Source organism: Maribellus sp. CM-23 (assembly GCF_021354595.1).
In the GTDB taxonomy this organism is placed as follows: Bacteria; Bacteroidota; Bacteroidia; order Bacteroidales; family Prolixibacteraceae; genus Draconibacterium.
Genome location: NZ_JADWYJ010000008.1, coordinates 54,169 through 79,058 on the forward strand (window position 1 = coordinate 54,169; position 24,890 = coordinate 79,058).

16 protein-coding genes are annotated in these 24,890 nt (G+C 42.6%); 6 read left to right on the forward strand and 10 right to left on the reverse strand.

Annotated elements, in window-relative coordinates:
* Positions 1-167 precede the first annotated feature (167 nt).
* On the forward strand, positions 168-647 hold the full coding sequence (locus INQ51_RS21195; protein ID WP_233379987.1) for a MarR family winged helix-turn-helix transcriptional regulator: 480 nt from the start codon (positions 168-170) through the stop codon (positions 645-647).
* 177 nt (positions 648-824) lie between these two features.
* Here the strand turns inward: INQ51_RS21195 and INQ51_RS21200 are convergent, their stop codons facing one another.
* Together INQ51_RS21200 and INQ51_RS21205 are read right to left on the reverse strand one after the other, a co-directional pair.
* Entirely contained in the window at positions 825-2,627 is a 1,803-nt protein-coding gene (locus tag INQ51_RS21200) for a glycoside hydrolase family 15 protein (RefSeq protein WP_233379988.1), read from the reverse strand.
* A gap of 83 nt (positions 2,628-2,710) precedes the next feature.
* Positions 2,711-4,912, reverse strand: a complete 2,202-nt coding sequence (locus INQ51_RS21205; RefSeq protein WP_233379989.1) for a bifunctional alpha,alpha-trehalose-phosphate synthase (UDP-forming)/trehalose-phosphatase — start codon at positions 4,910-4,912, stop codon at positions 2,711-2,713.
* A gap of 214 nt (positions 4,913-5,126) precedes the next feature.
* Between INQ51_RS21205 and ablA the strand changes: the two genes are divergently transcribed.
* The 5 genes from ablA to INQ51_RS21230 all read left to right on the forward strand — a co-directional run bounded on the left by ablA (position 5,127) and on the right by INQ51_RS21230 (position 10,174).
* A complete protein-coding gene (ablA, locus tag INQ51_RS21210; protein WP_233379990.1) occupies positions 5,127-6,431 on the forward strand; it encodes a lysine 2,3-aminomutase in 1,305 nt (434 codons plus the stop codon).
* On the forward strand, positions 6,432-7,268 hold the full coding sequence (gene ablB, locus INQ51_RS21215) for a putative beta-lysine N-acetyltransferase (protein ID WP_233379991.1): 837 nt from the start codon (positions 6,432-6,434) through the stop codon (positions 7,266-7,268).
* A 189-nt stretch (positions 7,269-7,457) separates the two neighbouring features.
* Entirely contained in the window at positions 7,458-7,685 is a 228-nt protein-coding gene (locus INQ51_RS21220) for a hypothetical protein (RefSeq protein WP_233379992.1), read from the forward strand.
* A 224-nt stretch (positions 7,686-7,909) separates the two neighbouring features.
* Positions 7,910-8,746 (forward strand): mechanosensitive ion channel family protein, encoded by an 837-nt coding sequence (locus INQ51_RS21225; RefSeq protein WP_233379993.1) that lies wholly within the window; start codon positions 7,910-7,912, stop codon positions 8,744-8,746.
* Between the two features lie 183 nt (positions 8,747-8,929).
* Complete coding sequence (locus tag INQ51_RS21230; protein ID WP_233379994.1) at positions 8,930-10,174, forward strand: glycoside hydrolase family 27 protein; 1,245 nt, start codon at positions 8,930-8,932, stop codon at positions 10,172-10,174.
* Positions 10,175-10,244: 70 nt separating this feature from the next.
* Here INQ51_RS21230 and INQ51_RS21235 read toward each other — a convergent pair whose 3' ends face one another.
* The 8 genes from INQ51_RS21235 to INQ51_RS21270 form a co-directional block, all read right to left on the reverse strand.
* Positions 10,245-13,136 carry a M16 family metallopeptidase gene (locus tag INQ51_RS21235; RefSeq protein WP_233379995.1) on the reverse strand — a complete coding sequence of 964 codons (2,892 nt, stop codon included), beginning with the start codon at positions 13,134-13,136 and terminating at the stop codon, positions 10,245-10,247.
* Between the two features lie 81 nt (positions 13,137-13,217).
* Entirely contained in the window at positions 13,218-14,138 is a 921-nt protein-coding gene (locus tag INQ51_RS21240; protein WP_233379996.1) for a PorV/PorQ family protein, read from the reverse strand.
* Positions 14,135-16,816, reverse strand: coding sequence for a S8 family serine peptidase (locus INQ51_RS21245; protein ID WP_233379997.1), 2,682 nt, complete (start codon positions 16,814-16,816; stop codon positions 14,135-14,137). Before INQ51_RS21245 ends, INQ51_RS21240 begins: the two co-directional genes overlap by 4 nt.
* A 6-nt stretch (positions 16,817-16,822) precedes the next feature.
* The gene (locus INQ51_RS21250; RefSeq protein WP_233379998.1) at positions 16,823-17,491 is read right to left on the reverse strand and encodes a hypothetical protein; all 669 of its coding nucleotides are present in this window, start codon (positions 17,489-17,491) and stop codon (positions 16,823-16,825) included.
* Positions 17,492-17,644: 153 nt separating this feature from the next.
* Positions 17,645-19,342: a hypothetical protein gene (locus tag INQ51_RS21255; protein ID WP_233379999.1), complete on the reverse strand. Its 1,698-nt coding sequence runs from the start codon at positions 19,340-19,342 to the stop codon at positions 17,645-17,647.
* Positions 19,343-19,371: 29 nt separating this feature from the next.
* The gene (locus INQ51_RS21260; RefSeq protein ID WP_233380000.1) at positions 19,372-20,247 is read right to left on the reverse strand and encodes a Calx-beta domain-containing protein; all 876 of its coding nucleotides are present in this window, start codon (positions 20,245-20,247) and stop codon (positions 19,372-19,374) included.
* Between the two features lie 27 nt (positions 20,248-20,274).
* Complete coding sequence (locus tag INQ51_RS21265) at positions 20,275-21,708, reverse strand: RagB/SusD family nutrient uptake outer membrane protein (RefSeq protein ID WP_233380001.1); 1,434 nt, start codon at positions 21,706-21,708, stop codon at positions 20,275-20,277.
* A 34-nt stretch (positions 21,709-21,742) separates the two neighbouring features.
* On the reverse strand, positions 21,743-24,721 hold the full coding sequence (locus INQ51_RS21270) for a SusC/RagA family TonB-linked outer membrane protein (RefSeq protein WP_233380002.1): 2,979 nt from the start codon (positions 24,719-24,721) through the stop codon (positions 21,743-21,745).
* Between the last annotated feature and the right edge of the window lie 169 nt (positions 24,722-24,890).

A 24,890-nucleotide genomic window follows, 5' to 3' on the forward strand; every position in this document is an offset into this window, starting at 1 on the left:
TTTTTCTATCCGGCAACCCTATTTAAAATGATTTCAGATAAATTTCACATTAAGCTTCTTTTTTCATTTTTCGCCAAACAGAAATCCTGAAGTCGGTTTTATTTCTATTTTTTAAGATCACGACCATCAAAAGTTGCAAATCTCAAAACATTTGTATTTTTGTTCGTATGGAAACTACTGACATTCTTATCAAAATTCGCAAGATCGTCCGTTCCATCGATATTGAGTCGAAGAAGATCCAAAAGGAGTACGGAGTAAGCATTCCCCAGGTGCTTTGTTTGAGTTATTTGCACCAGTCGCCGAATTACCGGTCGACACAAGGTGAAATCAGAAAGTTTCTGAACCTGAACCCAAGCACCGTTAGCGGAATCATCGACCGGCTGGAGAAGAAAGGTTACCTGGCGCGTCTGCCCAAGTTAGGTGACAAAAGAGTGGTAAACATTGTACTCACTTCTTCGGGCGACAAACTTTTAACACGTATTCCGGAATTGCTCCACATGCAGCTTTCAGAAAAACTTGAATTACTGAACGACGACGAATTACAGGTGGTTGAATCCGGGTTGAATACCCTTATTCGCATTCTGGATATCGAAACGCTGGAAGCCTCTCCCATGCTCACCCTGGAAGATGAACTGGAAGATCAGTAATGAGCTTTTAGCTCTTATACCAAAATTACCTCAGACTGAGCCTTATAATTCCATTTCTTTGCGTTTATGCTTCGTTATAAAAACTCAACAGAACTTTGGCTATGCTTCCTTTTTATGCCTTGCCTAAACACAAATATTCTGAAATTTCGTAAGGCTCACCTTGAAGTAAATTTGGTATTATTGAATGGCCTCAAGAATTTTCTCGTCTTCAGTAAGCTCCCCTTTTGCCAGGTTAATGGCGGTTTCAATCAAAGCCAAATGCGAATAAGCCTGCGGAAAATTACCCAGCAGTCGCTTGGTTTTAAAATCAATGTCCTCGCTGAACAGCCCCACATGGTTGCTGTACGACAGAAGTTGTTCGAACATTGCCTTCGCACGCTTCTTTTCACCAATGGCATTCAGTGCATTGATCTGCCAGAAAGTGCAAATGGTAAAAGAAGAACTTGGCAAGCCAAAGTCATCCCGATTTCGGTAACGATACATCAGGCCATCCACACACAATTCTTTTTCGGTAGCTTTTACGGTTTGCACATAACGCGCATCGCGGGCATCGATAAACCCATAAGATTCCATTAAAAGTGTAGCTGCATCCAGATCGTCAGAACCATAAAACTGCGTAAAGGCTCCCATTTCTTCGTTCCAGGCTTTCTCCAAAATTTCGTTCCGGATGGTATCGGCCAGCGGCTCCCACAGTTTCACATATTTGTCTTTATGTATAAAGCCGGCAATTTTGATGGCCCGATCGATGGCCACCCAACACAGCACTTTTGAAAAAGTGAAGTGTTTTTCGTCGGTACGGATTTCCCAAATTCCCTTATCCGGCTTCTGCCAGTTGTTCTCCACAATCCGAACAATGCTTCTGACAATGGTCCAAAGCGCCTCACTGTCTTCCAGTGAAATTTTGAAATCAGTAAATTGCTGGTAAATCACATCCACCAGAATACCGTAAATGTCGTTCTGTTTTTGCAGATAAGCTGCGTTCCCAACCCTTACCGGCGACGATCCCAAGTAGCCGCTCAAGTGGTCCAGCGTTTCTTCTGTCAACACCTTTTCGCGGTTAATTCCGTACATTATCTGGATCTTTTCATCCTTGTCGGGGATAATGTCGATAATAAAACGCATAAAGCGCTTTACCGTGTTTAAATGCCCCAGGCTCGACATTACTTTTATCACCATCGAAGCATCGCGTATCCAGCAAAAGCGGTAATCCCAGTTTCGCTCTTCACCAATGGTTTCAGGCAGCGAAGTGGTTACTGCAGCTAAAACGGCGCCTGTTTTATCGTAACTAAGCAGTTTCAGCACCAATGCACTCCTGATTATTTCGTGGTTGTATTTTGCATACGAAGTAAGCTTGTTGGCCCATTCGAGCCAATACACCTTTGTTTTTTGCAGTTTTAAGTATTGCCTGTCAAGTGTTTGCGAAAGCAGTTTCTGATCGTACGACATTAACGCAAAACCATCCTGTTTCAGGTAAATGGTATTTTGCTGAAGAATATCCTGCTTGTTAAAATCAGTGTACAAATACATCGAATCATAATCGCCCTCGGTGGTATAGCATTTTATGTATTCGTCTTCATCTTCGAGCCGAATGTGAAAACGGGCATACTCAACCCGCGGGTCATATTTTAGCCGAAAAGCCGGGTTTCCCGAAATATATTTAAAGTAACGTATGATTTCCGCCGGATTATAGTAGCCGGAACCATTTAAATAACGAGGCATAAAATCAAACACCTCAAAACAATCGTTCCCGCTTTTAAAAAGAGTAGAAACGATATTGGTTGTTCGCACGTACGATTGCTGAACTTGGTAACTGTCATCCACCAAAATTTCAAAACTTCCTCCCCTGTTTTCATCCAGAATTTTTGCAAAAACTGAAGGCGAGTTAAAATCCGGCAGACAACACCAGTCAATCGATCCTTTATCTGAAATTAATGCGGCACTTTTGCAATTCCCGATTATCGCATAATTCAGGTTATCCATTCTTTACCTTTTTTGAATTGCCCCCATACAGGGCTCGTTTAACAATTTTTTCCTAATTCTTTCGGGGGATTTTATTGTTCGTGTTAGTGTATGATCTCGGTTAAGAAATTACGTACTTCCCTGTAATTGGTGAGATAATACTTCGCGATCGAATTTTCACTTCCCACTTTAATGGTGTGCGCAGTCTCCGGTAATTCCCTGAAAAGAAATTCATCGGTCCAGTCATCGCCAATGGCCATACAAAAGTCAGCGGGGTATTCGTGCAAAAATTCGGATGCAGCAATGCCTTTGTTTATTCCGGAAACTTTAATTTCAATCACCTTCTTACCTTCCAGTATTTCCAGGTCCTGGTTGTAGATCATATTAGAAACATCGTGTCGCAGCTCCAGTGCCCGAAGTACTCCCAGGTCAATATCGGCTTTCCGGTAATGCCAGGTCAGCGAATACGTTTTTTCTTCGATCAAACTTCCGGGCGTTCGGTCAACATACGACTCCAGAACAGGCAAAATACTTTCTTTCCACTCCGAGTTAATAGGTTTTCTCTCTTTCCAGCCCTCTCCCACCTTTTTAATCCAGGCGCCGTGTTCCGCAATTAAGGTGTAGTTGTGATTTCCAAACCAGTTGTTAAACGTTTCGCGATCGCGACCGCTTACCAGCACCAAGCGGGTATTTTCTACTTTTGCCAGGTTGTCGAGTATTGTATACAATTCAGGATCGGGCCCGGCTGCCTGCGGATTATCGTAAAAACGCTGCAATGTTCCGTCGTAATCCAGAAACACGACCTTCGATTCTCCCTTTTTAAAATCCTTGTATATTTTATTTTTAATAGATACCGATACTTTTCGGGCATGGTAATCCGATTGTTTATCCACTGTGCTTGTCAGCGATTTCATAAATTCATTGGCCCATTTATGAATGTCGTATCTTCTGATTCGTTTTTGCATGGTTCGCATGGCTTTTGTCCGCTCTTCATCGTCCATGGTCAGCGCGTGGTAAATTGCATCCGCCGTATCTGCAATGTTGTTGGGGTTGACAGAAATAGCTTCCCCCAACTCTTTGGCCGCACCTGCCATTTCACTCAATACCAGCACTCCCCGTTGTTTTACTTTCGAGGCAATGTATTCTTTTGCCACCAGGTTCATTCCGTCGCGTAAAGGAGTCAGCAAAGCCACATCGGCCGAACTGTAAAGCTCTATCAGATTTTCCAACGGCATCGACCGGTAAAAGTAAATCACCGGATTCCAGTTCAGGCGGCCAAATTCACCGTTAATACTTCCCACCAGGATGTCCACTTCATTCTTCAAATTCTGATACTGTTCCACATCCGTCCGCGACGGCACAGTCAACATTATCAGCGACACTTTCTCCAGGTATTCCGGGTATTTTTGCAAAAAATGGCGAAACGCTTTCAAGCGCTGTGGAATTCCCTTTGTATAATCCAAACGGTCAATCGAAAGAATCAGTTTACGGTTGGGCATACTCATCAAAAAACGATCAATATCCTGGTGAACAGGCGACCGGTCTTGTATGGGTTTACTTTGAATTTCGGAAGCCAGCTGGTCAAACTTTTTGTAATCGATCCCCATCGGAAATACATCAACAAAAACCTTCCGGTTATCAAGTTTTATCTGGCTAAACTCCACATCGTACCCCAACAGGCGTTTAACGGAGCTAATAAAATGCCGGGCATAATCGTAGGTGTGGAACCCGATTAAATCAGCTCCCAGCAGTCCTTCTATAATTTCTTCGCGCCAGGGTAAAATTCGTATGATCTCGTACGACGGGAAAGGTATGTGCAGAAAAAAACCGATGGTCAGATCAGGGCGTCTTTCCCGAAGAATTTGCGGGACCAGCAACAACTGGTAATCGTGTACCCAAACCTGGTCATTTTCCTTGGCATTGTCGATAATCGTTTGCGCAAAACGTTCGTTTACCTTCCGGTAGGCTTCCCAGTATTCTTCGCTAAACTCGGTGAATTCGGTAAAATAATGAAAGAGTGGCCACAGCGTAGCGTTGCTGAAACCATCGTAATAATTGGAAATCAACTCTTCGTCCAAAAACACAGGCAAGCATTGCTCCTTTTTTACCAGAGAAGTTACTTTTTCTGCTTCTTCGTCCGACTCAGGAATAATACCCGGCCAGCCAATCCAAACGCTGTTGTTGGCTTTGTGGTACGACTTTAAACCTGTTGCCAGTCCTCCGGCACTAGGCGTAATATACATTTCGTCGTCATTCTTGTCAATCTTCACCGGCAACCGGTTCGAAGCTATTATTAATCGTGTCATATGATTATTTCAATAGAAATTATTAATGATACAAAGATAAATAAATTGTTTTAAACGATTCTAAATATCGTGTTAATGCATTGTAAAGTAAGTTAAATGCGGCTTCCATGATTTTCAGAGCTGGTTTTATTTTTATATTTTTGTTCGTATAGAAACTATATAAAATTAGTCTTATCGGATTATTTTCTGAACCGACAAACAAAAACAGACGTACATGATTTTTACCAAAAAACAACAACTTATCGCCAACCAAATTGAAAATGAATCACAAATATCTAAATGGAAAGACTGGAAATGGCAACTAAGCCACTCCATTAAAACATTGGACAAATTTGAGCAACTTACCGGAATTACTTTTGAAGACGAAGAAAAAGAACAGCTTCGGGAAACGCTCGATAAATTCCCATTGTCTATCACCCCCTACTACCTGTCGCTTATCGACAAAACACATTTCAGAAACGATCCGGTATTTAAACAATCCTTTGGCAGCGTGGACGAACTTATTACACTGAAGTCGGAACATGCCGACCCCTTGTCGGAAGAAAAAGACAGCCCGGTTGAAGGCATCACACACCGTTATCCCGACCGGGTTTTGTTTCATGTAAGCAACATCTGTTCGATGTACTGCCGCCATTGTACCCGAAAAAGGAAAGTAGGCGATATTGACTATGTACCATCGAAAGCACAGTTAATGAAAGGCATTGAGTACATTCGCAACACTCCTCAGGTAAGGGATGTGCTTTTATCGGGCGGCGATCCGTTTATGCTGTCTGACAGTAAAATAGACTGGTTGCTTTCTGAAATTTCGCAAATAAAACATGTGGAAGTCATCCGAATCGGAACACGAATGCCGGTGGTACTTCCCTATCGTATTACCGATGATTTGGTTAACATTCTAAAAAAATACCAACCGCTGTGGATCAACACACATTTTAACCACCCGAACGAAATTACTTCGTCGGCAAAAGAAGCCTTGGGCAAACTGGCCGATGGTGGATTTCCGCTTGGAAACCAGTCGGTATTGCTGGCCGATGTAAACGATTGTCCGCGAATCATGAAATCGCTGGTACACAAACTGGTTCAGAATCGTGTACGCCCTTATTATCTCTATCAATGCGATCTTTCGGAAGGATTATCACATTTCAGAACACCCATCGGAAAAGGAATTGAGATCATGGAAAGCCTGGTGGGCCACACCAGCGGTTTTGCACGTCCTACTTATGTTATTGATGCACCCGGTGGTGGCGGAAAAATACCGGTAATGCCGAACTACATTATCTCGTGGTCGACCAATAAAGTGGTACTTCGCAACTACGAGGGTGTTATAACCACCTACCAGGAGCCCGATGCTTATGAGCAAAAGTTCTGCGACCGCGACTGCGACAATTGTAACCTGGATTTGAAATTGAACGAAATAGATGAATCGTATGCCATCGGTATCGAAAAGTTATTATCAGACACCAACGATACCATTTCGCTGATTCCGGAAGACAACGAACGTATTTTGAGGAGGGAGTAAATGCAGGACAAGATCGAAAAAATAGGCACCGGAACATGGATTCAGCATGGTGATTTGAACAAGCGGGTTTATCTGATGAAACTGGCAAAACAAGATTGCCCCGAAATCATACAGAAAATAAACGAGCTGGCAAATAGCAAACAATACTCAAAGATATTCTGCAAAGTACCACAGAGTGTGGCGCCTTACTTTACGGCCAACGGATTTATGGTGGAAGCCCAGATCCCCCGTTTTTTCAATAATTCGGAATCCGTGTTCTTTATGTCGAAGTTTCCGGCCCCTGAACGTTTGCGGTCTATTGAAACCCAAGAACTCAACCAGTTGAGCAGCTTATTAAGTAAGACAAAAGCAATTGATAAGGAAACTCTCGGCGAGAATAGCTATATTGTAAAAATGCTGAAAGAAAGCGATTGTAAAAATATTTCGTCGGTGTATGAAACGGTATTTGAAAGTTATCCTTTCCCGATTTACGATCCGGATTACATCCTGCAAACCATGAACAATGCAGTTCGTTATTTTGGTATTGAACACGAAGGGAAATTGATTGCACTGGCATCGGCTGAGATGGATATGCAAGCACAAAATGCCGAAATGACCGACTTTGCCACCTTACCTGATTTCCGGGGGAAGGGACTGGCTTTAAAGCTACTGGCCAGCATGGAAGAACAGATGAAACAGGAGGACGTAAAAACCCTGTACACCATTGCCCGGTTAAATTCGGCAGGGATGAACAAGACGTTTTTAAAGTTGGGGTATTCCTATTGCGGAACGTCTTTAAAAAACACCAACATATCCGGGAAAATTGAAAGTATGAACATTTACTATAAACACGTATGATGAATTTAGGAAGTAGATGCAGGTTTGCCAGGGAATGCGATATATTTCAGGGCAAAGTGGCGGTAAACACCCCGCTACCTATTTACAGAAATGTATTTTGTAACAGGGGAATAAAAGGTTGGAAAAATTGCGAAAAATACAACGAGTTAATAACCGAAAACAGGATAACCGAGAAAAATTTAAAGGCAAATGAACGATAAAAAAGAAGTAGATATAAGCCGAGTGAATAACCCATATGAAAAAGACGTTTTAACTTTCTTGAGCCGTAACGGAAAATGCATATACGGCGATATTATTAAAGAATTGAGGATTTCGGCCAGCAAAGGCCAGGAAGCCATTTATTCTTTACTAGGCAAAGGATTTATCAAACATCAAGACAAAACATCCTACATTGAGCTAAATGTTGATCTCAAATAATGAATTGGATTGACATTTCCATTTTTTGCGTGCATTAGGAATACATTGAACTATAAATCAATCGCTAATCACTCAGCTCACCGGGCTGAAAAAGTACGCCTCAATAATACGGGCCAGATCAAAACCTATCATTCTCAAAAGTTCAGTAAAACCCGGCTTTCGTTGCTCCATTATTGTGAGAAACAAAGATTTCAACTACATTTAAAAGTAAAATTACAGCTTGTATGGAATCTTTTGAACAACTACTCGACCACACCATTTTTAAATACAAGGAATTTGTTTTTAGCCTGAAATCATTGCTGGTTATTGTGATGGCTATACTGTTCACAATGGCTTTGCTTTGGGTTATCAAAAAAATTCTTTTCCGAAAAAGAAAGGCCATGGACGCCTCAAAATACGGAAGTCTGATCAGCGTATTTCAGATTATAAAATACGTGGTTTGGATCATTACAATTCTTATCATTCTCGAATCGTTTGGTCTTAAACTGACTGTTTTGCTGGCTGGCTCCGCTGCACTGCTGGTTGGTGTTGGACTAGGCTTGCAAAGTACGTTCAACGATTTTATTTCCGGAATTATTCTCTTGTTTGAAGGTTCCATCAGGGTGGGCGATATTCTGGAAGTAGACCAGGACTTGATAGAAATAACTAAAATCGGCTTAAGAACTTCGGAGGCACTTAACCGCGATGACATTGTAGTGATCATTCCCAATTCTACCATCACCAATAATAAAGTGATCAACTGGAGCCACCAGTCACACAAAACCAGGTTTCGGATTAAAGTAGGTGTGGCTTACGGCAGCGATATTGACCTGGTGGAGAAACTCCTGAAAGAAAGCGCACAAGAACATCCCGAGGTAATTGAACACGACAAAATAAAGGCTCGTTTCCTCGATTTCGGCAACTCTTCACTCGATTTTGAGCTGTTGTTTTTTAGCCAGAACATCTTCCGTATCGAAAACGTAAAGTCAGACATCCGAAAAGCCATCAACCAAAAGTTTAACGACAACAAAGTAAATATTCCTTTCCCTCAATTGGATTTGCATATAAAATCAGGCAAATAAAGACGACACACGCGTCAGAAAGAATGTACTCTAATGCGGACTATGGGCATTGTGCATTCGAAACAGAACCTAAAACGAGGTACTTTTTAGTAGCTTTGTCCTGAACAAAAGAAAATACCTGTTTAAAAGAGTCTGTAGTCAATACTTTAAAGCATACAAACTGATTCTAATTAACATACAACCATGACAAAGCTTCAATTCGCTTCCATTATTTTTAGCCTCTTGCTCTTATCGTGCAATACCCAAAGTCCTGAAAATTCAGCAGAAGAACAAGCAGAATTAAAACCACCACTAATGGGTTGGGCCAGCTGGAACAATTACCGGGTTGATATTGACGAGAATATTATTAAATCGCAGGCCGACGCGATGAGCGAGCTAAACTTAACACAGTATGGCTACAATTATATAAACATTGATGATGGTTTTTGGGGAGGAAGAGATTCTTGCGGACAAATAATATCGCATCAGGAGAAATTCCCAAAAGGGATGAAACACATTGCCGAATATATTCATTCGAAAGGCTTGAAAGCCGGAATTTATACAGATGCCGGCATCAACACCTGTGCCTCCTATTGGGACAATGACACCATTGGTGTTGGCATGGGATTATATGGTTATGAAGTACAAGACTTAACTACTTTTTTAAAAGACTGGAATTTCGATTTTCTGAAAGTGGATTGGTGTGGCGGAGAGTGGCTGGGCCTTGACGAAGAAACCCGCTACTCTGAAATCGGACAATTGGCCCGAGCAATAAAGCCTTCGGTTAATTTTAATGTCTGCCGTTGGAAATTTCCTGGTAAATGGGTTACACAAGTTGCCGATTCGTGGAGAATTTCAGGAGATATTGCCAACAGCTTTGGCTCTGTTCTTCATATTATCGATCAGAATGCCGACCTCTGGCAGTATTGCTCCTATGGCCGCTATAACGATATGGACATATTACAGGTAGGAAGAGGGATGTCGTACGAAGAAGATAAAACACATTTTACGATGTGGTGCATGATGCATTCGCCCTTGCTTTTGGGCAACGATTTAACCCGCTTGTCGGAGCAAACAAAAGAGATCATTACCAACAAGGAAATTATTAATTTAAACCAGAGCAAATTTGTTTATCAGGCACGCCGAATAATAGATTACGGTGATCTGGAGGTGTGGGGAAAACCACTCGTTTCAACTACCAGCGGACAGGTTGCCATTGCTTTGCTCAACAGATCGGCCGAAAAACAAACCATAAGCTTCGAGTTGGAAACAGTCGGTATAAACCCGGAAAAAGGTTACATCGCGAAGGATTTATGGTCGAAAGAAATTTTTGAACGTTCCTTTCATACAAGCATTTCAAAAGAAGTTCCTTCGCACGGCGTATTGGTTTTAAAAATCACCGGAGAATCAATTCCCTTTAATGTATTTCAGTACAAGGACAAAGAGTAGATCGGAAACAAAAGAAGAGCCCCATAACTGAGCTCTTCTTTTTTAATTACTTAATAAGCTAATCGATCCATCAAATCTCGCTGAATAACTTCTTTGAATTTAACCGCGTTATTTTTCCATGGTTTTGTTCAATTTGCTTCATGTCGATCAGTTTTGGATCACCTGTTATAACAATAACTATGGGTTTTCCTTTGATCTTTTGTTCATACAAATTTTGAATTTGCTCAAAAGTTAGGTTGTTTATTTTATCCATGTTTATCTTTGCAGGATCATCGGTGTAACCAAGCTTTTCCCAGTCGGCAAAATGCTGACTTTTTGCCCGGAAAGTAGGCTTTGTCGTCAGGACACTCTGCTTCAGGTAAGTTTTGATGTTGTCAATACGCTCCGGATGTAAAGGCATATCTTTCAGCAACGCCATATAAAGGTCAACTGCATCGGCAACTTTGTCGGGCTGCGTACCTACATATCCGAGGAAGTAGGTGTTTTTATTCTGAACAGGAGGTGTAGAAACGTAACCAACTGCCGTATAAGCCATTGAGTTATTTTCGCGAATCTCATTCATTACCAATCCATTAAATCCTCCACTGAAATATTGATTAAATGCGTCTATCTCCACTTCGTCGGAAATACTGTAATCAAAACCTTCTACATAGAAATAGATTTTTGCTTGCTGAACATCAGAATTGGGAAGAAAATAAATTGTCTGCTTATCGTACTTAACGCGGTCGTCAACAATGGGAGATTCACTTGCTTTAACACCTTCTTTCAGCGGCAGGTTTGCTTTTAATATCTCTGTCACTTCTGTTATCGGTCTTTTTCCAACGTAGTGGATATCTAGTTCGTAATCTGTAGCACGGATTATCTCGCCGGTAAGCTCACTTATCGTAAGATAATACACTTCTTCCAGTGTCAAACGATCGATATAGTCTGATTCTTTATTATATAAAGCGTACGTCAATAAAGCGTTGCCAAGTATATCCGCGCTTTTCTCTTCAAACATCAGGCGGTTTGACATTTCATTCCCGACCACACGATTTAGTTGCTTTTCATCAAGTTTAGGCATTAGTGTCTGCCGGGTCATTAATCGGCAAATTTCCTCTAAGTTAGACTCCAAGCCCAGTAAATCGATGTAGAAATAATTGTCAGTAACCCTGTATCTGCAGGTAGCGTTCAGCTCACTGAATTTTCGGCGTACGGACTGCGCATCCATATCGGGCATAATACCGGCTGAGTTCATCAAATCCGTAGCATATTTGAGCTTGGGCATTTTCTTTGTCCCTATGCCATATTTCAATGTAACGGAAAAATAATCATTCATGGGGTTTGACGAACAATGGAGCTTTACTTTGTTGTACAAGTTCACTGTTTCTACATCTGAAAAGTTATTATAAACCTCCGGTACCGGCTTCACGGGAATTGCTTTCAGGTATTCTGCATACGCAGATGTTTTTCCTTTAGGCTGATCAATCGGTTTGATATTTGGCTTTTTCAACTTGTTTTTTTTAGGAGAGCCTGCCTCTATAGACACAGTAAGGTGACCTGCATTGATATATTGTTTTGCAATTCGTTGGACGTCTTTTTTGGTTATGGCCTTTATTCTTTCAGGCATTCGGGTGAAATAGTCCTTCGGAAGATTGTAAACAAACATCATCCTCAACATTGAGACTTTACTAGTGGGGCTCTCCAGCATCATTTCATAATTTCTTAGCTCACTGCTTTTCACTGATTCAATCAGCCAGTCTTCAATATCACCATTCTTCAGCTTATCCACTTGTTCCATTACTATTTTCTCGGTCGCTTTATCAGAGTCGTATCTGCGTTGGTTTGCATCGTAGTATGGAACTGCCTGAACAAGGAAACGTCCCTGATCACGTCGCGAATCGACAGTTGCACCTGCATATTGGACATCGCCGTCGAGCGCTACTTTGTCGAGCAACCCGGTATTCATTGAATTGGATAGCAGGCTCGAGCAGAAATCGAGAAGAAACTCATCCTGATGCCCTACCGGAACACCTTTATACCCCCATATTACAGAAGGGGAATAGCCCAGTTTTGCTTTATAAGCCGGATTTCCAGAAAAGTCGGCTTCGAGATAAGATGGACGTTCAGGCGTGCTTTTTGCTTCCAACCGGCCAAACTTCGATTCAATTAAAGGCTTAGCACTTTCTGCATCAAAATTACCTACTAATATCAATGCCATATTCGATGGTACATACCAAGTGTTGTAAAACTCAATAAGCTTACTCAGCCGCGGATTTTTCAAATGTTCCGATGAACCTATAATATCGCGTGCATAAGGGTGTCCTTCGTATAAATAGGAAAATAAAAACTGGTTGATGTGCGTATTATTATTGTCCTGATACATGTTGAATTCCTCAAATACGTTTTCCAACTCAGCCTGAAATGAACGAAAAACAGGATTCATCATGCGTTCGGAATACAAATCGAGCCATTTTTCTAACTGATATGATGGAAGGTTGTTGTAATAAATAGTCATATCGTAAGAAGTTCCGGCATTTAAGCCTTCTCCTCCCATACCTTCCACCAGATTGGAAAATTCACTGGTATTGGCATATTGAGCTGCCAACAGCGACTCTTCGTTTATTTTTGTCTCTAACTCAGTACGAATAAGTGGATCTGAAGCCTCGGCATATTCGTCGTACAAGTGAATAATGCGGTCGTAATGCGTTTTCTCTTTTTCCCAGTCCAGCGAACCTATTTTATGAGTCCCTTTAAACAGGACATGCTCCAGGTAATGGGCCAGACCTGTATATTCAGCGGGTTCGTCGATAGAGCCCGCACGTACTGCCACCACACCAGTAATATCCGGTTGATTGGTGTCGGGCCAAAGATAAACGGTTAAGCCATTATCCAGCCTGTATGTTTTAAACTCCTGAGAATAAAGGCTGTTTGCAAACAGGCAAAGCACTGTTAGCAAAAAAAGGTTAGTTACACTTTTCATTTCTAAATTTTTAAGAAATTGACAATTTCACAACTTTTAGAAACCTGTTTAATTCATAAAGAATAATTACAGGTAAAAAATCTATCTGGCCCATTTCAAAGAAACGAGCATAGTTTGGTTCATTACATTGTCACTTGGAGCTATGATGTATGCAAAATCGATGGAGATTCCGGAGAAATGAACACCGCAGCCAGCAGTGCCATATGAAGCGCCTATCTTTTCATCTTCAAAATGATAGCCTGTACGCAGGCAAAGCAGGTTATCGTAGGCATATTCGGCCCCAATGCCTCCTGCAAACCCGGTATTATCAGGCGATAATTGGTAAGCTGCGTCCATAACACCTGTCAGCGAGTGTTTTTTTGTAATAGAATAACTGTAGGCAGCACCTGTATTGGTTCGAGTCGGCAAGCTGTATTTTGAATTGCCGTAATCTGTTTTTGTGCCCAGATTAGAAAATCCCAAACCTACGCTCAAACTTTCTTTACTGTATAGAAGCGAGACATCGGCAGCAACAGCCGATGCTTTTTTCGTGCCGCCCAGGTCGGACCCGAAATAACGCACAGTAGCACCAGCTGCAACTTTGGCACTAATCTTATAACCAAGGCCTAGTTCCAGCGCGTATTCTGAAGGAGTGAAGATCCCGGTTATATTTCCGTTATCACTGGTTTTTTCGACAGCCGGCATGTTATTGAAATGAGCGCCTGCTGCAATACTAAAGTTTTTGAACCTTGTGTAGCCGCCAATATTTACAAGTTTGTTGTTTGCATCCTGAGGTTGCCACAACAAGTATGACACTGCTATTTCGGTCGGGCGTAGCGTATCCTGAAATACGGCGGCAGTGTTGCGCTGAGCAGCAAAAGCCGACTGCAAAACATACCCCGCATTACCCATGGCCGCTGTCCTAGTATCCGACATATAGTTTAAAAACGGAACCGCCTGTCCCGACGATAGTTTAACAATAATTGTTAAGAACAGAATGCTTATAAAAAATCGTTTTCTCATAACTTGATTATCTGTTTCTTTATTTCTTTTTCGTCGTATTTTATATGCACATTATATACACCACCACTAAATGCTGTCATATCAATTTTGGCCGCTTCAAAGGGTGAGATATCCATTTCCGCTTCGAATACTTTTGCACCTGAATTGCTAAAAATTGTAACCAACGAACGTTGATCTTTGCCTGTGCGCAACCATACGAAATCTTTTACAGGGTTAGGATAAATGTCAACTTCCTGATTGTCGTCTCGTACCAGAATACTAAACTGCTGTGAGACTGATTTTCCCATAGCGTCAGTTGCAGTGATTGTAACGTGCGACAAACCGTAAGCCATGGACACAGCATATAAGGTTCCATTGTTTTCGTTTACGTTGACCACATTGGGCGCGGTATTGGTAAAGGTATAGCGTAAAAGTTCGTTATCCTGATCGGTGAAATAATTGGCGATAGTAAACGATTTTTGCTGGCCAGTTGCACCAAAATATAGATCTTCAATCGAACTTACAATTTCAGGATCGTGATTTTCAAAAACCTCATAATTGATTGTCTCGGAGACAGACATAGCATATTTGTCTTCCAGGGTAAGCACCATGCTATGTATTCCCGGGTCATTTTCTTTGCCGGCAATGGTAACTTGTGCATTTCCGTTGCCCAAATCGACCAAGTCAACGCCATCGATGGCAGGCTGCAGAGTCCAGGTTATTTCGTGTCCGTCGGGGTCACTACCCGAGAAACGCAACACAACTGTTTCGTGTTTTTTCATTGTGACATTGACGCTGTCTTGGACAACAATAAGAGGTGGATTGTTAGACAGGGTAGTTTGTGTTACCTGTGTTGACAGCGGCGAAAAGTTACCTGAAAAATCGAAGGCATTAACTCTAAAATAATACTGGGTATTAAAATCCAGCCCATTTATTTCAGCTTCATAGGTATCTCCGGCTTTCAGGTTGCCGGTTGAAAAACTGCGGATCATCACATCTCCGGTTGGGTTATTTACATTGAGGCCTGTTAGTGCTGTTTGGCTATAATACACGTTAAAGCCCGATGCTTTCCCGTCGTCAGGATCAGAGGGGACTGTCCAGCGCAGAGTAACGATGTTGGAGCGCACATTGCCGGTAACTGTCCCCACTCCCGATGGTGGTGTGGAACTGCCACTGGCAAGCGCTGCCGTTGCATTTACCAATTTTCCGAGTTTTCCCCGGTAGCTTGAATTGTAGTTATCGATATTTATAGCGCTGTTCTCAAGTCTTGCACGTAACATGTCGGCATTGTAACCACTACGTTTAAACTGCGATAGTACCAAAGCCGCAACTCCCGATACATGCGGGCAGGCCATGGAAGTGCCTTGCATGGAACGGTATCCGCCTACAGCAGTGCTAAGAACGCTGGTGCCCGGTGCTGCAAGGTCAACCCAGTCACCGTAATTTGAAAAACTTGCTTTGCGATAGTCTCTTCCAATGGCTGAAACTGCTACTACTTTTTCGTAAGTGGCAGGCGCTGCCGCTGCCCTGTCTTCATTGCCTGCTGCAAATATTACAATTCCACCGCGCATCGGGCCAGTTTGTTGCCCGTTCTCATCAATTCCAGCGTATTCAATAAAATAGTCAACCGCAGCTTTGTCGGACCCTGGAATTTCGGTAAGCGTTTCGTACCCCCAGCTGTTTTGACAAATTACTGCACCATTGTCAGCTGCATATTTAATAGCCTTGGCCCCATTGTTTCCACCATTGCCAGCATAAGGGTCGCTGGCGTCCACAAAAATCTGACACGACATGAGCCGCACTCCGGAGGTACTTTGCCCATTCCCTCCGGCAATACCACAAACTCCTTTACCGTTGTTATTTACCCCAGCAACGGTTCCTGCTACATGAGTTCCATGATCATGCGGAACCAATTTCCCAATGTCGGAAACAAAATTATAGCCGTAAATATCATCTTTAAAACCATTTCCGTCATCGTCGAGTCCCGAAGTTCCGTTTTTCTCGGCCTCATTAATCCACATATTGGCAGCTAAATCTTCGTGTTCGTAGTCAATCCCTCCGTCGACAATTGCCACCACTACGTCGGGGGTACCGGTAGTATAGTTCCAAGCGTCAAAAAGGTTGATATCGGCATTGCCATCATCGTTTTGATAGTGCCATTGTTCGGACAGCCGCGGATCGTTGAAAGGCAGTGCGGCAGCAGCCGATTTTGTTACATTGCTTGCCACTTCTTTTGTCACTTCTGTCACGCTGTTATCCCGAAACCAAGTTGCAACCGGGCGGTATTCGACCTTCCTTACCCCCTGAATACCGGACAAATTTTGCCGGGCTTCGTTGAGCGGGACCTGTGTGTCAAACTCCACATCGTACCATAAGTGCAGTCCTGCCTTTCGGGTACGCGCTTCAAAGCGCCCTGCTTCCGGAAAGGTGCGTTTCATGGATCGTATTTTAGTTTTCGCAACAACATCTTCGGCGGCTAAAGCCGCAGTTTGTCTTTTTCCGCTGCGAACCGCTATTTCCACTTTGTCAGAAAGCCCTTCCGATAACAGAATGCGGACCTGCCCCTGCTCGTATGTTTGTTCTACCTGCTGTTCGGGCTGAGCGGCCAATTTGACCATATCCTCTTCATTTTGCAACAAAACATCGTTTGTACAGGCAAAAAATAAAAATGCAATCAGCAGTAGATAATGGTGTTTCATTCGATTTTATTTATTTTTTAAGAAATCCAGTAACAACACCAGTGACTCGGGTTGTTTCCACTTTATTTTATTCTGTTTCACAAATCGATTAAACGCTTCCTGTTGGTCTTTTGCCAGTTGCGATTCAATACCCTTACGCGTAGCGGGATATTCCTTCCCTGCAACAACAATAAAATATTTTCGCGTTAGCGGGAGAAGAGAACCGGCATCTTTTTTCTCCCTTAACTCCATATGATTGACGATACTTACGCCGCCAATTTCCATAGACGATAGTTTACGGGTTGCCTGCACGCTTGAAGATGATCCGTAAGCGCCGCTGTTTTCCTTCAGGGCACTAAAATCAGCTTCGACTAATTCTGCAAGAAAGCCTGTATTGTCGCCATTCAGTACATGCATCAATTGATTATTATATACATAGTATTGATCTCTTCCAATACTTACCGACTCAATATCGCCCGAGGTAGCTTCCTTAATTTTTTCATTTTCCAGGTAATGCAACGTACTTTTAACCAGGTGTACGTTAAGTGGTGCTTTCAGCGATTGCTGATCTTTGAAGTAAACGGTACCTTCCTGAAAATCGGGATAGATATAAGGCCACATCGTTGTGACGTTTTGCGCCTTACTTGTAATGGCACTGAACAGGACAATGATGCAAAAAAGGACTTTTTGTTTCATGGTCTTTATTTTTTTTAGAATTTAAATATCAATCAAATATGCTAAATATTTTCATGGTTATCATGAAATCATAAAAATCAAAATTGAGAGAATTAAAAAAAGGGCGTCCGGGAAGGAACGCCCTTTTTATAGAGTTATAAAAAGATCTTACTATTACTTGCGGAAATTTCTATCTTCCTTCAGCAAAGGCAGGTCTGTATCTGGCATAGCGTGAGCCTGCCCCATGATTGATGCCGACTTCGTAGCTGTACGGACAAAAGTGGAAGATGGATCGTACCACCTCAGTGCCCCAATATACGTTTCACCTTTGGCAAAATAATATCCCCAAACATCGCTGGCCGACGTTATTGTTCCCGGCGTAGGTACTGCAAAAACAATTGCAGGCGAGCCGTATGTCGAGAACAAAATATCTGCTGTACCAGCCGTTGGATGTGTCCAGTCAACTGCCAGTATTTGCCAGTCGGGAACAGTTAATGTTCCGCCTACAGGGTCGAAAGTAGCTTTTACTGTTGCTTCCGCTATTCCGAAAAGATTCATTCCAAGGCCTTTGATGAGCACGGCATTTTCATCACTGCTTTCCTCGTCTGCCACAATAGTAATATCAGTCTCAGTTACCGCTACCCCGTTAGTCCTAATTCCATTAAGTTGATAAGTTCCCAGAATATCATCCAGAGTATAGCCATAACTGTACAGATAATTTCCTTCAACAACCAAAGCTGTGTTGGTATTTCCGTAAACATCTTCGAATGCGCCTTCCGGTACAGAGAGGTCAACGGTTGCGCCACGGGCAGGTTCTTCGGGTAACAGGAATACAGGAACGCCGTCCATCACTCCCCACGTTGTAACATCCAGTGTGATCACTTTCCCTGGTTGCCTGTACATTACAGTTGAGATTGTGCTAGCTATTTTTTTCGCTACAGTAATTCCTTCGTCAGCCAAAGCAGGAATGATTAAGTCATCCCATTCGGCAAAAGTAGCCACGGTGTCAGGATTGCTTTCTTCAAACTCGCTGTGCAAGTCCCATGCTTTCACAGCCACACGTACAGTTATTCCCCTGGAAGGGGCACCGTTAATCAGTGTATCAGCTTTGGCAGCATATGCACTACTTCCGTTACCTTCCAGGTCAAGTACAGCGCCGTCTTCGTATGTAATACTGGCATAAGCGCCTGCAGGTGCATTGGGAAGTTCGATTAGTAATTTGCTACCGCTTACAGATAATCCTTCTGTCGGGATTTCAATATCCTGCGCATTGAACTGCTCAAAGCCTGGCTCAACTACCAGCGGTTTGTCACCCGAAACAGTATTTTTTGCAAAGTAGGAAACAAATACTTTCCCGGTTCCAAGGTTCAGCGGTTCGTGGAAAGTAAGTGTAACCGTGGTGTCGGCAATTTCTACTGCTTGTGGGGTAGGTTTGCTGCCATCGTCCAGTGTCCGGAACTGAATATTTTTTACTTCGCCGTTCACACCGTCAACACTCGATGCCACAGCATAAAGCTGATACACGGTAAACGGTGTAAGTCCACTTACGTTAACAGTGGCATCAGGCTGTTCAGCATAATTCCGAATACCGGTTTCCACTCCACTTATCTGTTGTTTCAATACACGGTCGGGAGCATCGAGTATTGTTGAGTCAACCTCTTCCGACTTTACAAGCACCCACGAGTAATAACCTGCAGTCCCTGCCGGTTTAACCGTAAAAGTGACATCATCGCCTAGATCTCCCGGAGTAATACCGGTAATCTCAATTGCCGGGGCCCCGGGAAGAGTCAACTGTGTTTCTTCCCCAAAATCGGTACAACCGACGGCAACTAGCGCTACGCAAGCTATTATATATGCAAAATATTTTTTCATTTCTTTGAAATTAAATTACAGTTTCCAATTTATTTCTTAACAAATACACCGTCGGCCTGGTAGATATTATACCAACCAACAGAAGATGTGGTACCAGCAGTGAATGCCTGACTTCCAAATTCATCTTGAATACGTATAGTTCCATCAGGATCAATTAAACCTGTTATTGATCCGCCATCCTCAATTCCTGTTTCACCATCAGGTCCATAGAACCCTTTTAGTAAAATATCGTAAGATGTACTAGCTCTAATAACCTGACCAACAGGTATTTTAACTTCTGTCTTTTCCTCATTAACCATACCGTAAACAGGTGTTGACGCACTTGAGCCACCATTAACCAGATTGGTTATCCAAACTTTATTCACATCCGAAATGTCTTTGGCAAAAGTAACTGTCCACTCTTCTTTCCCGTTAAAATAACTTGTAGCTGAGGCACTAAATTCACCCAGAATAAAAGCAAGTGGATGGTCAATATCAGCAATCGTTACCCACATTGTGTCGACACTACCGGCATTTACATTACCAGGACTAGTAATACGGACACCAAATTTCATGTCGCCGGTAAATACCCCGCTGTGGTTAACAATATCAATTTCGATATTTTTTACCGCTTCATTTCCTTCGAAATTTAGTACAGAAGCACCGCCCTTCAGGTTATAATCGCGGCCTTTTACGGCTGTGCTATCAATAAAATCAAAGGCAACCGAAGAAGATAATCCCGACAATGAGGTCAGTCGCACTGGAATTTCCAATGTACCTGCATCTTCTGTTACCATCATGGTCTCGGAACTGAATGCAACAAACGCATCGGCGTCGTCGAATTTAGGAAAATCGTTTAGTTCGCACGAGCTGAAGAAAAGAACGATGCCCGCTAAAAAGCTAATATAGATTGTTATTTTTTTCATCTTTATTCAATTTTACGCATTAATCTATCAATTATCGTATCCTGGATTTTGAACTAAATTTTCGTTCACATCCAACTCGCGTTTGTTGATTGGTAGCGCCCAGAATTTACTATCTGCCGGCACATTTTGGTTAATCGACGAGCCGCTATAATGCGTACGGGTAATGCTACCGCCTGTACGGGCCAGGTCATACCAAAAATGTCCTTCCCATGCCAGCTCAAGACGGCGTTCAAACATTACATCCACTTGCGAAGGATTGTCGTACAAAGTAGCGCCACGGTTTTCACGAATGGTATTTATATCGCCCATTGCCGTAGCTCCAGCTATTGAAGCTCCTCGTGATAATGCTTCGGCTCGGTTCAGGTACATTTCGCTCAGGCGGAGCACAATGGTGTTGCTCACATCAGGCGTTCCTTTGTCTTTTCCGGCATACTTGGTCGTCCAATAAGTGTTTGGCGCTTTATCAGGGTTATTGATAAACATCTCACCTCTCACATCATCTTCTGCATAGAGCGACATCAGGTCGTTACTGGCAGCACAGTCTGCATAACCATCAGGATTGGTTTCCCAGGTAATGGCATCCCAATATCCATCATATTCATTGTTTTTCAGACCATATATTTCAAAAATAACTTCGCCTCCTTCGCGGACATCTTCTTTAAAAGCTGCCGCATATTCATCGGCTTTCCACATCGAAAACTCGTCATTGTCAATTACAGCTGTAGCATAATTCGCTGCTTTCTGCCATTCACCCATGTACAGATATACGCGTGAAAGCAGAGCTTGGATAGCAGGCTTGCTTACCACCGATTTGGCGTTAGCCACTCCTTCGCGAGAATAATCTGCAGCAATAAGAGTTTCGGCCTCTGTTAGGTCTTTCACGATGTTGTTGTATACTGTCTCCACATTGTCGCGCTCCGGTTTTCCTGCAGGGTCAGTTACATATAGGTAAGGTACCCCAAGAGCTGTTTTATCAATGGTGTATTGTTTGCCATATGTACGTACCAGATCGAAGTGAGCCAAAGCACGCAGGAACTGACATTCTGCCTTAAGGTTGTTGACATCCTGCTCGGTTACACCATCTACTCCAACTTTATCTTCCAGGTTTGCCAATACATTATTTGCTGCTGAAATTACGTAATAAGCGGTTCCCCATAACGCAGGAGTACTGGTAGAAGTATAATTCAGGTTGTAAGATACGGTGTAACGCCCGGAATTAAGGTCTACGTCACGGAAACCATTACCGCTACGCATTTCTGCGTCGAGTACAAACGATGCACCATACCAATTTACAGAAACCAATGGAGAGTACGCACCAAAAGTAGCATCATTCAACCCGTTATAGGCAGCAATCGTAAGTTCCGTACTCTGCGACATTGCAGGTTCCTCAGAAAGAAAGTCTGCACAGCTTGTAAACAACAAAGTTGCCGCTACAAAACTTAATATAATTATCTTTTTCATTTTCATTGTTTTTCAAATGTTAAACTGATTTTTATCAAAACGACAGATCAATTCCAGCCGTCACTGCTTTTGTCATAGGATAAATACCATATCCGATACCGTCAATACCGCGTTCAGGATCCCACCAGTCTACGTCGTGGAAAGTGAATATGTTCTGCGCGCTTACATAGAACTTCAGTCCGCCAATTTTTGCCTTTTCTACTAATTTCGTTGGGAAAGAGTATGACAGGGTAATGTCTTTCACACGCAGGAAATCTCCTTTTTGCAGAAAGCGGGTAGAACTAAAGCTATTACTATTGGTAGCATTCCCTGCAATAGGTTTTGGGTTCACTCCTGTATCTCCAGGTTGTTTCCAATAATTAAGCGCTTCCTTTAACTGATTATTATTCATTTGCCCACCGTCTGAAGACAAGTAGCGTTTTTCTATCAGCAACACATGGTTACCGCCTTTAAATTCAAAAAATGCTCCCAGACTCAGTCCCTTATAGGAAAGGTTGGTATTGAAACCTCCGGTATACTTCGGCTCAGGTGAGTAATCGTAATTGTAAGCAGCTTTACTGTAATCATTGGAGATGTTTCCGGCCGCATCGCGCCACAATGCTTCTCCGTTGGTTGGGTCAACTCCGGCATAATCGAACAAGCGGAAAGTAAAAAGAGAATTACCAACTATATGGCGCAAACGACCGTCTTCAGAATAAGCAATTTCTTCATTATCTCCCAGTTCCAGAATTTTGGTTTTATTGAAAGAAATGTTTCCACCTACGCTCCATACCAGATCGCGGGTATTCAGTATTTCATAATCCAACTGAAGTTCAATCCCCTTGTTTTCAAGCGAACCGATATTCAGGAAGTTGGAAGAAAAACCTGTGGTTTGTGGCACATTTTTGTCTAAAAGCATGTCGGTCGTTTTACGTTTATAAACGTCTATATTACCGTCCAGGTTTTTGAAGAGAGTAAAATCAAGACCGACGTTCCATGACCCGTTCTTTTCCCACGACAAGTTGGGGTTTTCCGGGCGCGACGGACGCATACCGGTTGTTCCGTTGTAGGCAGAGCTTGCATACACGCCAAAAGCCCTGTACGCAGCTATATTGTTATTTCCACTAAGCCCATAGCTTCCACGCAGCTTCAACAGGTCGATAAATGAAAAGCCTTCCATAAAGTCCTCGTTGTGAATATTCCATGATAAGCCCACAGAATAGAAAGTACCCCACTGGGTATTGCTGCCAAAAAGCGAACTTCCATCCATACGAACAGATGTCTGCAAAAAGTACTTATCTGCATAATTATAGTCCACCATTCCGAAAAATGAAAGCAAGGTACGAGTCTCGTCCCCTTGTTCTGCCTCAATACCTCCGGGTGTTCCTGTCTGCGCATAAGGAATATCCGGATTTACTCCCGGGGCATAAATAAATTGATAAGCACCCGAGTGTTTCATGGCTTCCTGTCCCAATAGCACACGCACACTGTGTTCATCCAGTAGCACATCTTTATACTCTGCTGTATTTGAAGTAGTCAGTCGCTGATATTTATTCATGGTTGTTTGTAGCGTTGCCTCCCCTTCATTGGTCTCAGGCGACCAGTAACGACGTCCTTCACCATGAACTGTTTCGATGGCGTTGGTGGTTCTAAGAGTTACCTGTTTAACAGGCTTCCACTGTAAATACATGTTTCCCATCAACTGGTAAGACTTACCCCACTGATCGTCGTATTGAGCGGTTGCCCTCGGATTGGTACGGCTGTTTTCGGTAATATCTACATTGTGTTTGCCGTCTTCTGTATATGCAGGTGTCCATGGCAAAATCATCATACCGGCAAATACAGGGTTAGAATAGTAGAGGCTTTGCATAGGCACATCCATTCCTTCCTGATAAGTCAGGTTTACACGGCCTCCACTTTCGAGTGTGTTGGTGAGCTTATAATCGGCATTGAGACGCCCGGTTATTTTGTCCAACCCTACACCGTAAAATACACCGTCTGTATTGTTGTAATTCAGCGAGGTATAATATTTACCTTTAGCATTGCTACCTGTCGCGTTAATTTCATACTCCTGAATCGTCCCATAACGTGTTAAGTGATCCATCCAGTTGGTAAGCGGACGACTCTGCAATTCTTTCGGACGATAGTAAGTACCCATTGGATCGTCCGGGTTCCCACCTGCATTGATAACCGCATCTCTCTGGTATTGAAGAAGCTGTTGGGCATTCATTATACCAAAGTCATTATCGTTTGCCAGCCACGAAGTACCATATTTTGCACGCGCTGAAAAACTTGTTTTTCCGTCTTTGCCACTTTTGGTAGTAATTAATACTACGCCATTGGCAGCGCGGCTTCCATAAATAGAGGCGGCAGCAGCGTCTTTTAGCACGGTTATACTTTCAATATCATTAGGGTTCAGTGAAGCCAAGGCATTTCCGGTATTCAAAAAGTCATTGGTATTTCCAGTAACAACCGGAATACCGTCAACTACCCATAAAGGGTTGTTCCCTGCATTAATCGATGATGTTCCGCGGATACGAATATCGGAATGGGCTCCAGGCTGACCTGAATTGGAAGTAACTGACACCCCGGCAATTTTTCCGTTTAAGGCCTTGTCAACCGAAACAACCGGAGCTTCTGCAATCTGTCCTCCGCTTACCGTACCTACCGCACCGGTTTTAGCCTCCCGGCTCGTTATACCGTAAGCTGTTACAATCACTTCGTCGACACCAATTGTTTCAGGACTCAAACTCACATCCACAGAAGTCTGATTACCTATGGTAACTTCCTGTGTTTTCATGCCCACAAAAGAAAAAACTAATAATTTAGCGTCGTTAGGCACATCCAAACTGTAGGTCCCATCCATGCTTGTAATGGTACCAATTGTTGTTCCTTTTACACTTACTGAAACACCAGGAATACCTATACCATCTTCCGAACTTGTAACAGTTCCGGTAACAGTTTTAACCTGAGCCTCAGCTACAAGCATGCCCCAAAAGGCAATGCTAAACAGCATTAGCGCAATTTTTTTCATAGAATAAAATTTAAATATTAATAACTCACTCACTCAATAAGCTGACTAAAATAGAAAAAAAACGAAAGAGTTAACATATTTTCACAAATTATTAGCTCTATCTTGTTTTTTTAAATACTTAAAGCCAATTGCTTTATAGAATAGTAATGTTTACTGACTTTTGGCAATA